At 55.8% G+C, this 13,507-nt stretch carries 14 protein-coding genes; 2 read left to right on the plus strand and 12 right to left on the minus strand.

Going from position 1 to position 13,507, the window contains the following annotated elements; genetic code table 11:
- The 9 genes from Q1V57_RS09930 to Q1V57_RS09965 form a co-directional block, all read right to left on the minus strand.
- Positions 1-186: hypothetical protein (locus tag Q1V57_RS09930; RefSeq protein ID WP_300530138.1), on the minus strand; the 186-nt coding region annotated here is incomplete at its 3' end.
- The gene (locus tag Q1V57_RS09935) at positions 183-1,691 is read right to left on the minus strand and encodes a type IV secretory system conjugative DNA transfer family protein (RefSeq protein WP_300530140.1); all 1,509 of its coding nucleotides are present in this window, start codon (positions 1,689-1,691) and stop codon (positions 183-185) included. The genes Q1V57_RS09930 and Q1V57_RS09935, both read right to left, overlap by 4 nt.
- A gap of 11 nt (positions 1,692-1,702) precedes the next feature.
- A complete protein-coding gene (locus tag Q1V57_RS09940; protein WP_300530142.1) occupies positions 1,703-2,005 on the minus strand; it encodes a hypothetical protein in 303 nt (100 codons plus the stop codon).
- A 96-nt stretch (positions 2,006-2,101) separates the two neighbouring features.
- Positions 2,102-2,281 carry a primase-helicase zinc-binding domain-containing protein gene (locus Q1V57_RS15910; protein ID WP_366145127.1) on the minus strand — a complete coding sequence of 60 codons (180 nt, stop codon included), beginning with the start codon at positions 2,279-2,281 and terminating at the stop codon, positions 2,102-2,104.
- Positions 2,282-2,305: 24 nt separating this feature from the next.
- Positions 2,306-2,857, minus strand: coding sequence for a DUF4112 domain-containing protein (locus tag Q1V57_RS09945; RefSeq protein WP_300530143.1), 552 nt, complete (start codon positions 2,855-2,857; stop codon positions 2,306-2,308).
- A 321-nt stretch (positions 2,858-3,178) separates the two neighbouring features.
- Positions 3,179-4,018 carry a hypothetical protein gene (locus Q1V57_RS09950; RefSeq protein ID WP_300530145.1) on the minus strand — a complete coding sequence of 280 codons (840 nt, stop codon included), beginning with the start codon at positions 4,016-4,018 and terminating at the stop codon, positions 3,179-3,181.
- Positions 4,019-4,111: 93 nt separating this feature from the next.
- Positions 4,112-4,885, minus strand: a complete 774-nt coding sequence (locus Q1V57_RS09955) for a hypothetical protein (protein WP_300530146.1) — start codon at positions 4,883-4,885, stop codon at positions 4,112-4,114.
- Between the two features lie 74 nt (positions 4,886-4,959).
- Positions 4,960-5,349: a hypothetical protein gene (locus tag Q1V57_RS09960; protein ID WP_300530147.1), complete on the minus strand. Its 390-nt coding sequence runs from the start codon at positions 5,347-5,349 to the stop codon at positions 4,960-4,962.
- Complete coding sequence (locus Q1V57_RS09965) at positions 5,346-5,531, minus strand: hypothetical protein (RefSeq protein ID WP_300530149.1); 186 nt, start codon at positions 5,529-5,531, stop codon at positions 5,346-5,348. The genes Q1V57_RS09960 and Q1V57_RS09965 overlap by 4 nt, the downstream gene beginning before the upstream one ends.
- A 112-nt stretch (positions 5,532-5,643) precedes the next feature.
- On the opposite strand from Q1V57_RS09965, the gene Q1V57_RS09970 reads away from it, so the two are divergent.
- Together Q1V57_RS09970 and Q1V57_RS09975 are read left to right on the plus strand one after the other, a co-directional pair.
- On the plus strand, positions 5,644-6,333 hold the full coding sequence (locus Q1V57_RS09970) for a site-specific integrase (protein ID WP_300530151.1): 690 nt from the start codon (positions 5,644-5,646) through the stop codon (positions 6,331-6,333).
- 91 nt (positions 6,334-6,424) lie between these two features.
- Positions 6,425-6,700 carry a hypothetical protein gene (locus Q1V57_RS09975; protein ID WP_300530152.1) on the plus strand — a complete coding sequence of 92 codons (276 nt, stop codon included), beginning with the start codon at positions 6,425-6,427 and terminating at the stop codon, positions 6,698-6,700.
- 272 nt (positions 6,701-6,972) lie between these two features.
- Here the strand turns inward: Q1V57_RS09975 and Q1V57_RS09980 are convergent, their stop codons facing one another.
- From Q1V57_RS09980 to Q1V57_RS09990, 3 genes are all read right to left on the minus strand, one after another.
- On the minus strand, positions 6,973-9,201 hold the full coding sequence (locus Q1V57_RS09980) for a hypothetical protein (protein ID WP_300530154.1): 2,229 nt from the start codon (positions 9,199-9,201) through the stop codon (positions 6,973-6,975).
- Between the two features lie 171 nt (positions 9,202-9,372).
- On the minus strand, positions 9,373-11,655 hold the full coding sequence (locus Q1V57_RS09985; protein ID WP_300530155.1) for a hypothetical protein: 2,283 nt from the start codon (positions 11,653-11,655) through the stop codon (positions 9,373-9,375).
- A 388-nt stretch (positions 11,656-12,043) separates the two neighbouring features.
- Positions 12,044-13,330 (minus strand): site-specific integrase, encoded by a 1,287-nt coding sequence (locus Q1V57_RS09990; protein WP_300530157.1) that lies wholly within the window; start codon positions 13,328-13,330, stop codon positions 12,044-12,046.
- Positions 13,331-13,507: the final 177 nt, after the last annotated feature.

Raw genomic sequence — 13,507 nt, forward strand, 5'->3', positions numbered from 1 at the left:
CGTTAGCCAAGGGTGTATGGCAAAACGCCCAGCAAACAGGATGAGGTGGAGCACACCGAAGACGAGGATGCGCGATCCTGGTTTGGTGACGAATTGCAGCGTTGCGTGAATTCCGTAGATGAGCAGGCTGATGCTGTAGAAGCCGCAACGCAGCATGAAGATGATATGTCCGAATAGCTGCATCATTTTTGTGAGAACTCCACTTTGGCGTAGTAGCGACCGGTTGATTTGAAGCGTGCGCCGTTGCGCACAAGGATGGCGTCGCAGCGATAATTGTTTTTGGGCCCGCCGGTGCGTAACTCATTGGCGAATGTTTCGGGTGGCACGGCATCGTCCTGATAGGTGCTGATGCTCTCCGTCTCGCCAAGCGAGCGGCCATGCCCGCCACCAAAGGCACCTTCCTCCTCGCCTTGATTGCTGCTGGAGCCAGTGTTTTTTGAACGTGAAAGACTGCGCGAGTGGTTGTGACGCTCTACCTTTCCGCACAGTGCCGAGGCGTAGCGTGCCGATTCTACATCTGTGGTGGCATGAAAGAACTTGTTCTGCGCTTTGGCTAACAGCGCGTCCGCCGCGTGTTCATCTACCGACGCAAATGCGGATCGGAGGGTGGGGATATCCTGGGTGATGAATATGGGGGCGACGCGCGCCGCTCTTGCGGTGGCGAGCGCTTCGATGTCGGTGGGGGATGCCAGCGCCTGATATTCATCCATGTAGAGGGTGCATGGACGCGTTGTTTTGGTGATCGGCGTGCGCTGCATGGCGGTGTAGAATTGTGAGATGATCATTCGCTGGATCATCAACGCGGCGCGGCCAAATTTGTGCAGCGGGATATCGAGAATAATAATCGCCCCCTCCCTGCACAGCTCGGGCACGAAATTCGTCTGACCGTTGAGCAGCGTTCTGGGTACTCCGGCTAGCAGCGGGTGGATGACGCTGGTGAGCGTCGCGTTTACCGAGGTGCGGGTTCTATCCCCCAGTTTCGGGTATACGTCGAACCAGTAGTCGCCATGCTCCTCCAACGCTTTTTGCGCATAGGCATCACCTTCGTGGCGCGCTTTGTGCGCCGCTAGCAGCATGGTTTGTGAAAAGAAGCTTTCCTTTTGCCAGCGCGGATCGGCTGCTTCTGCTCGGGTGGTGGGGGCGGTAGCGATGAAACGGTGAATGCTAACCAGGTCAATTTGTTCGTAGGCGGCGATGATGATCGCAATGCTGTGGAAGAGCAGTTCCGCGGCTGACTTTTGAAAGAACGGGTTTTCACCCCCGGACGGGTTGTTTGCGATGCCGTCGTCCTCGGCCATCTGCATGATGAGAGAGACAAGATTGTGCTCAAACCCCCGAGGGGCGTTCGTGGCTAGTTCATAGTTCAGGGTATTGATGCGATGCAGACATGTTTCATCGACGGTGATGACGGTGGCATCACGCCCCTCCCGCCCCACCTCTTCGGCCAGTCGCTCACCCTCGTTTTCCTTCACTGCTGCCATGACCGCACCCCATCCGGCACGTATCGTTGCTCGAAGTAGCGCTTTTCCTGAGCTGCTGGTCTTTCCGCTGCCGACACCTCCGGTGATGAACGTTCCCTCGTATAAATGCCTTGCGCGAAGGGTCACGCTGCCGAGCTGGAGCATGGGCGTGTCGGGATGTGCCCAATAGGGTGTGGCGTGTTTGATAGGTCTGGGGCCAAAGATACGCATACTCGTCTCCGTTAGATTGATTGTTCGGGTAGGGACGGCTCGACAATTTCCGGCTCGGCTGTCGGCGTTGCGACTTCGTTTTGCGGTGCAGACAGCGAGGCGTCACCGTAGAGCTCGGCTTGGTCGGGTTCTGGCCCCCAAGTCTGATCGTAGAGCTCGAAATGCCGTTCAGGCTCCGGCTCTTTTTCTGTTTCTGACGGGGCCAAATCTTGCGCCGAGATGTCGGGTGTGACCTGTCGGCCGTACCAGCCTTGCTCAACGACAGCGTGGCGCACCGAGTCATTGACGCTGGCGTACCAATTCCAAAAGGACATGGGGTTCTCCTTGATTTGGCGGGTGTTGGGCTGGGCTTGCGCCCATCCCTGGCGTGAACCGTCACTCGCGTGTTGCTGTTGGTGGGTTTTGGCCGACTAGAACAGCGCGACCGTGCCGCCCGTCAGGGCCGCTACGGCCAATGCTAGGACGAAACGCATCGTACTCGGTGACGCCTTCTCCCATTCGTGGTTACAGGTGTTGCAGATGTAATCGTCTTGATTGAGGTGCTCTTCGGTGCGGCGCACGTCTTTGGAACCGCAATTGGGACAAGCCATGGCTGGCCTCCTTTCTCGGGCTGATCAGGAAATGAGTTGGAAAAGGAAAAGGCCGGCGATGAGGATCAACGCTCCGCGAACAAACTTGCTCTGGAGGAGGCCAGTTTGCTCGGCGGCGCTCTCGTCCGCCTCTTCATCGGGCGGGATGTAGCCAAGACGCTTGATGTCGTCGCGCGCCATACGGCCAGCGATGGCGTGACCACGGATGAACACATCCCCCACATCACCAATGCCGATGATGGCGCCAACGATCACATCGAAAAGGATGATGGCGACCATCCCGAGAATGGTCGTGAGTGAAACGCCGGCTCGGATCGCGTTGGCGATGATGACGCCGCCGGCACCGAGCGAATAAGCCCCACCCACACCAGGCACGAGCCCGACTAGTGCGTCGGCGCCGATGCCCCAGTTCTTACCGATGGGGATTAGGCGATCAGAGAAGTCTTCTACTCCTCGGATCGCCGCATACGCTTCGGCGTGAGCTGACGCTCTGGCTTCATCGGTGGTTGATGGATTCGATCCATCGACTGGCGTCTCGTTAGCGAAATCGATGTCGCGGTTTTGGATGTCGGTCATTTGCCATACCTCTCCTGTTCGCGGTGCAGATCGCGCCGCGTTGCTTGCGTTGAACTGAAACGAAATCAGGCGCCCGTTTGGGCGCCTGTTGGTTTGTGGCTTCTTCGTCGAGACTTGCTCGCGAGGAGGGACGCGTGCAGCTTGCTACCGTCCTGCGTTGTGTGGGCCCTGATCGCCCAGAAACTACTACACTTGATCACTTCGAACCCCATTGGCACTGATCGCTGCTTTATGTGCCAATAAGAACATAAACCGGTAAACGAAAGCTCACCGGAGCCTTTACCTAGGATTCAGAATAACCTAAGGGTGCGAATAAACTGGTCATCGACCACGCCCAGTTTGAATGCGATCTTTGGTCGCGTAGAAGAATGGCGAAATATCCTCGTCGTTCGTGTCAGCAAGCTCCCGAAGCACTGATCGGCGGCGCTCCAGAATTTCGGCACGCGAAAAGCCGAAAAAGTCTGCGACCGGATGCTCATCGCGTCGGGCCCGTTTGACGAGCGCATAGTACAAGCGATTATCTATCCGCTCTAGCACCCCCGCCCAAATGCGGCGCTCTTCGATCGCCTCGGCGTAGTGCTTCTTTAAAAAGGCTTCTGGTTCGCCATCGACGCGGATGCCACCGTATTTCACCGGTGCGCGGTCAATTGGTTCGTTGGTTCTATATTGCTGACGCAGCTCTGCCACGTGAGACAGTTCGGGAAAGGACTCCAACAACTTCTGACGTGCTTCTACAGACGGGGTGACGCCGGAATTGGACAGGTATGCGTCCAAGCGTTCATTCAAGATTTTGTCTGTAAAGTGTGTTTCCGCGGCCAGCCTCTCTCTAAATGTACTTAATCTTCTGTAGGAATCGACGAGTATATCGCGCAGGCGAGAATTCGCACCACTCGACTGATCGATTTCTTCCAAACGACAGATCACGCTTAGTGCAGAAACCGACCACCGATCGACGTCGTCCACAATGCTGGGCTCTGTCGAGTCTAGTGTCATCAAATGCTCGATGACAGCTACAAAGCTCATTATTTCCGACACGGTATCTGGTGAGAGATAAGGTGATAGCTCCTTGCATACTTCCCGAAAGGAAGCATCCGCATCGGCTGCCAGTTCCGATGCGCTGACAGGCAAGCCTGTCGTGCGGAGAGCGGAGGAGCGAGCCATTGTCGCTTTGTCGTCCGATTCTGTTAACCGGGCGTTGAGGAATTCGGCCGGGTTCGGGCGCAGAATAAATCGAAACCGATTGCATCACCCCACTCATCCTCGGCCTCGCCCGGTTGGAGTTGCTGGTGGTGTTGGTGGGCAAGTGATTTCGGAATCGCATTCGTCCAGAGCGATGGTGTCGGTTGCGAGGTCGGCGGAGCTGAGGAAGGCATCGAGAGTGTGCCCCTGTGCTGCAACATCGCGCTCCCCTTGCTCGGTGGAGTGTGACGCGGCGGTCGAGATCGCATCATTTGCTGAAAGCCCACGCGCTTCGAGAGCCGCTCGTTGTTGGGCCTGGGTTTGATCGAGCAGTGCATCGGCGCGCTCAGCACCATCGGCATCGCCGGCGCGCGCATATAGATCGCGGGTGATGGTGAGGCGATCGCTGCGGGCATCCAGCGCCGCCAGCGTATTGCTGTGTTCCAGCGCCTGTTGCTCGCGGAGTGCAGCGTCGCGGTATGCGCGTTGTTCTTCTTCGGTGAGTAGATGGCCGTAGCGCTCGGATGCGTCGCTCCACAGGGCGTTCACTTCCCCTTGCGTGTCGCTGAGGAAGTTCGCGGCTCGCGCGTCGGCCTGGCGGATGGCGTGTTGCTGGGCGGCAGCTCCGGTCTGCTGGGCCGCCTGTTCGATACGGCTGTGAAGGCTTGCAATTAGTTCGGCTGAGGGCGCGGCTCCGGCCGCTTTGACAGCTTCAAGCTCTGCCAGAATGGTTGAGAGTTCGCCTGATGCTTCACCGGCGCTGTGCATGGCCGTTCGCACGGCTGCGATGAGTTGATCAACCGTGTCGAATTTGGGTGCGCTGGGCGCGCCTGTAATGTCTGAATTCACCTTCCCATTATACGATTTTGGCGGGGTGAATTCAGCAACAAATTTGAATCTTCACACAACTGTAACAATTTGATTCAGTTGGGTGTATTGGCGCATTCAGTGGCGATTTGGGGCGCTTCGAGCCCCGCCTCGCGCGCTAGCTCGGCGACCTCTCGCTGCGTGGCGCACAGCGTGGCGAGACGTTCGGCCTCGCCTGGTGATCCGGCAGCGCGGAAGGCCAGCTCACGGCGACGCCCTTCAATGCCGCCCGCGACCAGGCAGTTTTCCCGCGTGGTTTGGTTTGCCTCACACGCTGCTCGCACCCGCGCCAGCACCTCTGTTGTGTAGCGGAGGTCATCTACGCGCTCGTACGCTTCGGGATGGGAGATGCCGTCTAACATTCCTCGCAGGTAGGTTTGGCTCAAGGTTTCAGCCTCGGCGGCGCTTTGCGCTGCCAAGGTGACGGCGAGGAGAAGGGCGATCATCTGATGCGGCCCTTGTGACGGAACACGCGGATGGCCACGCCAGCAATGATGCCGCCCAGTGCGTTTTCGAGCACATTGAGGAGGTGGGCGTGAAAGGTGTCTTGGGGGTGATCGTCGTGATGGTGCGGGGTGTTTACCAGATGCTTCGAGCCGTCGCTTAGCTCGACTTCGTATTGATGCATGACGCGCTCCATGGAAAATATTGGCACGCCAACAATGAACTGTTGAAACACTTACATCAAAACTGTATCATAAATACAAATATATAGTTGAATATATTCTTGCTTGTTATTTATGAAGGTTGAAAATTACCCGCAAAACGCGACTGATCCATCACCTCAGGAAAAAGTGAGCGCCCGAGCGTGCAACGCTCTTGATGTGAGTGTTGCAAAATTGGGAGCGGCGATGGAGCCGGTCGAGAATTGGGCGCTATTTGACCGCCAGGGACGACGGAAATATCTGGTATCGAGTGAACGCAAGCGCTTCTTCCATGCGGCAATGGAGGGGCCACTCGCCGATTCTGTGTTTGCAAATCTCCTTTTGCACAGCGGCTGCAGGATTTCCGAGGCGCTGGCTGTCTGCCCTCAACACATCGACGTAGAAGAACAGTTTGTCGTGTTTCGCACTCTCAAAAAACGCGGCCGCATACATATCCGCGCTGTCCCAGTGCCAAGGGACTTCTGGAAGAGGGCGCTGTTGATGGTCGGACGGGACAATACGAGCTCCGCCGAGCCTATATGGCGATGGTCGCGCAGCACGGCGTGGCGAAAGGTTAAGCGCATCATGGCGCGCGCGGGCATCGAAGGCGTGCATGCCAGCCCGAAGGGCTTGCGGCATGGCTTTGCTGTGGAGGCCCTGGCCAAGGGCGCACCGCTGACGTTGGTGAAGACCTGGCTTGGGCATAGCCGGTTGGAATCTACGCAAGTTTATACGCAGGTGATGGGGGCTGAAGAGCGAGCGTATGCCGAACGCATGTGGTGGTGAGGGAAATCCACGGGGAAAACGGGCCCCGGCACAACTCAGAACACCGGAATCAATCGAACATCACGCAACTAACGTATTGATGGAGAGATTGATGAGCTCAGATTGGGATGCAGATGATTTTGCGCGCCTAATGGCGCTGGAACACGCTTGGTACGCGGTCACATTGGTTTCCGCCGGCAATTATGCCGGAATGAACGGAATCAAGATCAAAGACGCTGTACAGCAGCTTCGCGATGCGGTGGAAAGCTCGCTCTACGACCATGATGACTTGCCGGGCAATACGCGACAGCTCATGCGCGGCCACCTGAAACGCATGTTCGATGAAGTAGAACAGATGGCAGGCCAGGCGGATAGACCAGCAGCATAGCTTAGCCCCTCCAAATCTCCTCTCGCTCTGTCCAGCCGATAGCGGTTTTGTGCTTTGTCGCGCCGTCATCGGCTTTGGCGGCAAGTGGCTGGGCCACTCCTTCTCGTTGTTGCGGCCTGAAGGTGCTGCAACCCAGATGCGGCGCGGTTTCCTTCGCACACCGCGATGATGCGGCTGGTTAGACGGAGGAGTTATGACATGGATGGAAGTATGCGCGCTGGTTACCGCTTTGGCGGCCTTGTTCACCTCTACAGCGCAAGTGATCCGTGCGCTTAGGGAGTGGCGGTGAGGGGCTCATCGTTAGCATCCTCGCTTTCGGGATGGATAAGGATTGTTTCCGGGCGCCCAAGATGCACGTAGCTAATCGCACTAGAACAAGCCAACGATATATTGAAGAGCTTGCGAATGGCGGCCTCGTCCTGCCCGATCATCTGAGCTGCCTGATCTATGATGAGATCGAACGGCGCAGGTTGGAGGCTGTTGATGGCCTGGTTGCCGTACAAACCTATATCCCGATACTGCGGTTCACTGATGAGGCGTCGTCGTTGTAGGAGTTGCAGGAAGTCCGTGAGCGCCTGCATTCGGAGCATGCCCGAGACGAATTCGAGCCAAGTTAGTGATCGCTTGTAGCTCTTGAACGCAGCTGGCAAGAAATCCGTTATGCGGTAGACAAGTCGCGCAGCGAACGAGGCTGCATGCATTGCGTGTAAAGGAAAAACGCTCGACAGTACGGCGCGCGAACGAAGCGACAGAAATCCGTTTCCCGTTGTCGCGTGGTTGCGATCGGCCGCGTGCGTATCGCACGCACTGAGAACCACGATAGGCGGTGGCCGTTGCAGCTTCTGCTGAAGGTGCCATACATCAACCGGTGTATCCATCAAGTGCAAAACAGCCGCATCGCCTTCAGCATGCGACCCGTGTCCGTCGAAGATGACCAGAGCGCCTTGGTAGTTGTTCAACGCCTCGACTAGCTCTTCCTCGGAAGAGACTTCGACCTGCCGAATACTAATCTTGTCTCGCCACAGCTTTCCGAAAATCGAGAAAGCGTGTTCGAAGTAAGGTTGGATTGGATCATCCCTGCGAAGCGCGCTGATAATCAAAATTTCGGAGAACGCGCTTGGTGTTAGGTGCAACGGCCCCTTGGGGCCGATCTGTTCGACAAACAAGTTGCCGGGCGTGACCGGTATTCGGCTTGTGTCCTTCGCTAACGCTAGTGGAAGGCCGTCCAATTCGCACCATTCCAGGTGCGCATCCGCAATAATGCGAACGCCAGACTCAGACTGACGCACGACCTCCATTAGCTCCTTGGGGACCGACTTAGTTATTCTGTGCTGCATCTGTCGGAAAGCTTTGTGCCTCCGTCGCTCGTTGGTGTTTGCTCCCCGATGATGCGCCGCGAACTGCCTGACTTGACCGCTTGTGCGGTTCACGTCATTTGGCAAACGGAGGACAGCCGAAATTTCCGATGCGGCCAGCGCACCAACGCAGTCGGTACCAAGACGGCATTCCAATGCGCGCGTTTCCAGGATATGTCGAGCGAACGCCTTTTCACGGTCAGGTCTATCGAACGACCCCAGTGCATTGGCTTTTGCCTCTGTGAGTTCAAAATTGTAACCAGCTTGCCGCTGCAACATGCGCTGTACAGTTTTGAATGCCGCACGCCCTTGAGGAGCGAACACCTCGCCTGGGGGTGAGAGACTAAAGAAGTGCGGGAAAACAGCAGGAGCATATAGATTCACGTCGGGAGGGCATCGCCATGCGCGATGCGCCTCACGTTCGCCAATCCGTCGTCGCTCTTCTTGTATGCTCATCGCCGAGCGAACGATTTGGTCGAGATAGGGCGCGTTGCCAGCGCTCGGTTTCGGTATCTCAAACCTGCCTGAAACCATATCATCAAAACCCGCAGCCGTAAGCGCCATCAAGTTCGGAACCACTGAGTTGTGCCCTTTGAGTTGATAACCCAGATCGCGTGGTGGTAGCGGCTCCCAGCTCGCTATGGCGTTGTGTGCGTTTGCCAATTCGGCCGAACTCACCTGCCCTGCCAATTCATCGCAAATTTTGAGGAAATGAGTTTGTAGGGCTTCGATCGTGAATTCATCGTAGTTGATCACGCCGCCCTGCTCGGCCACCACCGCGATGGAAAATGTGTGGCCTTTAATCCAGTCTTTATAGTCATCAGCGTCATGCCCGTGGCCAAGCAACAGCACAGTAAATGGAGCGAAGGGCGGCGTTACCATCGATTTGATGGCGCGAGGCGACTGTGGATACCAGTTCACTGACGCGGCTCCGCCCATTCGCACCGCCAAATAGGCGTTTTGACCTTCGGGCGTTCGCTCGAAAATGTCAGAGGGGAAGCGGCTTGCCAGACGGACTAGGTTAGAGTTGGCGAGCAGGCTTGGAGCAAAGCCCTGTGTGAGTGATGCGTGTTCTGGATCGTCGTCATGCACCGGTATGATGAAATGAATTGTGGGGAGGAGCGGTGGCAGCTCAGCCTCAGTCATCCTGCGAACGCGTCCATTAGATCGACAGCTCCTTCGGCCTTTGCATCCACTGCCTGCCGGTATCGGCCATGCCTGTCATTGTATCGGTAAGCTTCTGCGGGCTTGAGGCCGTCGGAGGCGATGCGAACTCCGTTCAAAAGCTTCCGAAATCGTCGTAGCGGCATCATTGAGTTAGCCTTGCCCAGCTTCGGCCGCGTTCGCCGCAGTTTCAAATTCGGCCGCGATTTGTTGAAGCAACGCCGCCATAGCTTCTCGGTCCTGCGCCTCCATTGCACGCTCAATGTCGGAATGCGAGTACCGTTCACGCCACAGCGTATCCGCTCGCTCTCGAATTCCGGCAGCTGCACGAAGAAGCTCGTCGCCGGCCGGCGCGTCTTCCTTCGCTAGTTCAGCGGCCAGAAATGATCCAACGGACGCGCGATCTTCGCGCATCAATTTTAACGTCGCGATTGCGAACATTCCACGCTCTAGTACGCGCTGGCCATTGCGTTCACGCCCCGCTCCAAATGCCCAGGAAAGCAGCAAAGCCTCAAACGCTTCGATCTCTTCGTCAGGAATTTGCAGTACGACTCCCGTCCTGGCTAAATCGAATAGCCGTTCCGACAACCGATATGCTTCTACAAATCGGATCGTATCGGCATCCGTCGGTATCCACGAAGACGTGCTTGCAAGCCACAGTGCGTGCTTTCTCAAATCAGCCGCGAGCGAGGGCACGCAGGAAGGCGTGGTTGATGCGGCGAGCAACAGTTTTGCAATGTCGCACTGCCACGCGATTAAATCGAACGCGAAGTGTGACCGCTTTTCTATTGCCTCGAGCAACAAATCCTTTTGGCCGCGATACAACTCCTCAGCCCACTGCTCAAGATGACCTAAGAACCGTCTACTGGCGTCATCATCCTCGTTCTGTCGATCGATGTTCTGGATGAAGTGCTGAAGCTGTTGGCTCGCCGATAGCGGATCAGTCACGCTGTAGAACGACTCCAAAATGGTACTGTGCCGATCAAGTAGGCTTTCGCCGCCCGGCACCTTTAGAACCATGGATGCCAGTGAGTGCAATCGCTGTCGCAATTCTCGAAGCGCAAATCCTACATCGGCATGATCACTCCGAAGCAGGAGAATAAAATGATCGCGGAGTTGGTCGGTGGCCGTCTTCGGTACCGCGTAGTAGAGATCTTCCTTGATACCGAGTACCAATCCGCCGGTACCGATATCGGTGATTTTCTTGATCACTGTGAGGGCGTCGTTCGGCGCGCCCTCGATAATCATCATCGACGCCGTCTTACCCATGGTGCGCACGCCGTTCATCGTGACGTCGATGAACTTGTTTGATAGCGCCGTTTCAACTGCATCAGCTAAGTATGTGGCGGCCAGCGCCGCCTCGGTTTTCGATGCCGCGACATGCGCATAGTCAATCTTCGCATATAGGTGCGATAGCCCCGCAAAACTGCCGAACAGCTGAGTGAGTAGTTGCTCGTCGCGACTATGAACCGCAATGTCTACCGTTAGTCTCAAATGTTCCAGTGAATCCGTTACAAACCCTTCACCGGCGAAGGGGTTGATCATGAACGGACGGAGATCAGGGAAGAAAGATTGGCCTTTAGATTCGATGTAGGTGCGGTTGACCGCAACAATCGCGTGAAGCCCCGCCGCTGACGCCTCGTGATCACCGGCCATCGCGCTTTGACGAACCATTGAACTCACATAGCGAAGCGCTTGGCGTGCCCCATCGAGCCAGTGGGCGTTTTGCTTGAAATACGAGTACAGCGCAAAATCAGTGCCTGCCAATTCGTTTTCCTCGAGCCCCATTGCTTGGAGGTTAGATTGAATTAGCGGCCGCGCTCTCCTGGCGCGACGCCCCCAGGTGCGCATTACTCGCTGGGTACGAGCAACCAGGGATCCAATTTGCCGTGCGGGATTGATGAGCGCGAGCGCGCGATTATAGGCGAAGAGATAGAGGACTAGAGTAATCACAACAGCCCAGGCATTTCCCCACACTAGCCAAGCAGCTTCGATCTCCGCTTGGGTAATCGGGGATATCGCAATCGCCAACGCAAGAAGCATTGAAGCCAGAAACGCCATAAGTAGCGAGGGATCGCGACTGAGCCATCTAAACAGTCCATGCGGCAATCGCTCTACATTGACCTGCAAGGCGAAGAGCACGAGTGAGAAAACAATTGCTGTGGCTCCGACCAGCGTAGTTCCTACGGCTTGTGATAGATCAAACAAAACCTCTTCACGGGTGCCTGTCGCAAGCCAACTCGCAAGCTCCACTTCATTGCGTTGCACGATGGAAGCCGTCGCCAACATTAGCGCGACAATTATCAAGCCCAGAATGATCGGGCCGTGCGCCCGAACCCGCTCCGATAGGCGCCACGTCCACAAGTCCCAATGCTGCCAAGCCAGACCGTAGCCAATCGAAAAACAGCGCTTCAGGTTTGTCATCACAGATTGCATCGCCGTAGCGTAACAACAGTCTGAATTGGTTCCTAGCTGTCCGGCCGATCGGTCTCAATATGGGACACAGCACCTCGGAGTTTGGGGCGAGGCACAACGCGGGCTTTAATCCGAAATGAGATGGTGCGCGTGGTCGGACTCGAACCATCTCCTCCCTGTAATGTGATAATTCAATCAGGGGATAGAGATTTCTGCACCACCCGAACAATAGTGGTAACACCAGCGGTGTGCCTTGCGTGGCTTGAAAGGAGCGAGATCTAGGGCCGTTTGAGGCTCTTCACGCCTTTTCCTAAATCATCGCCCGCCGAATCCACAAACGAGGAGCGCTTGCGGCGCTTTGTGTTTTCGGTAACGCTAAAAACTGGTGCATTCGCGACCGAGCTCGGCCTTATTTCGATGCGTTTTTGCGTTTTGAAGAGCGGGCCTTTATGCCCTGTTTTGCTTGATACTCCAGCGCGTCGCTCTCGGCGCTAAGTTCCGCATGCATTGCGTCCCATCCGCCGATCCCCATTAACACGCGGTCGGCATACTTGATGGTGTTTACGTGACCATAATGCTGCTCGATCATCTTGACCGATGTGCCCATCTGCTGCGCGAGAATGTAGACATCTACACCAGCGGAGAGCCGGAGCGTGGCGTAGGTATGGCGCAGACAATAGGTCGTCCGCGGAATTCCGCTCGGACCCTCGCGCAGTTCGGCGTAATTCAGAAGGTCGTCGACCGTGTCTTTGTAGAGGTATTTTGCAGGCTTCCCATTGATGATGGTGAAGACAGGGTCGTTTGGTTCGGTGGCTTCCGATAGATCGCGAATGCGATCAAGGTATTTCCTTAAGCTCGCCGCGGCGATCAGCTTTCGTGTTTTTCCTTTGCCGCGCACATAAATGACCAGAATGCTTTGACCGTCTTTATCCTTGGCATCCGTTATGTCCCGCCAGCGTAGGTTTTTCGCTTCTGCCGGCCGCATGCCTGTGTTGGCCATGATAAGGATGAAATTATAACAGACAGCACGATACCAACTTCCTTGTGGTGTCGTTGCTTCCTTCATCCATGCTCGCCCCTTTGTGTGAAGCTTGCGGTATTCCTCCAGCGTAAATTCGTCACGACGGTTGGTTTTGAGTTTCGGCATGCCCTCGAACGCGTGACCGGCCGGTACGTAGCGTTTGCCAATCGCATATTTCACAATGGCTGAAAGGATGCTCATCTCGATACGGATAGTCGCATCGCTGATTGGCCTGTTGCCGCGCCCCTGCCCATTTTCCCTGCGCCAAAGCGGATATTCGGACCAGTGCCTTTGTTTCACAAGGTGAATCTGTGTGGTGCCGAGATATTTGTCGAGGGGACCTTCGACCTTGTTTCTGACGTTTTTTGCGCGCGCCTGGCTAATCTCACCGCCGTTTGCGCGGCGTTCTTGTGTTTGTGCATATTCTTCCGCGACCTGCGAGAAGGGACGATTGAACACTGGAACTTCATGCTTCACGCGGAAGCGAATGTCCGCGTCTTCGTCCATCGCCCGATCGCGAGCGGTTTGCCTGTCAGCGGTATTTAGAGCGATTGTTTTGTAGCGATCTTCGTCCTGAATGCGAATGCGACAGTAGAAGTTTTTGTGCGCTACATCTCCACGCCGGAAGATGATGAGGCCGGGTTTGATCTGCTCTTTGTCGAGGAGAAAGCTCATATTTTTTCTCTCCTCTGTGTAGAATCTGTGCAGATTTTCGACATAAACACCTGATTTTTCGTATCTGTGTAGGTTTTGTGTAGGTGATTATAGCAGAAAATAGGTATTAATTATAGTGATTTATTGGAATCTTCTCACCCGCTCCATTCTCTTCCCAGAACATTCAAAAGAGACATG

The sequence above is a fragment of the Maricaulis sp. genome (genome assembly GCF_030149425.1).
Classification (GTDB): domain Bacteria; phylum Pseudomonadota; class Alphaproteobacteria; order Caulobacterales; family Maricaulaceae; genus Maricaulis.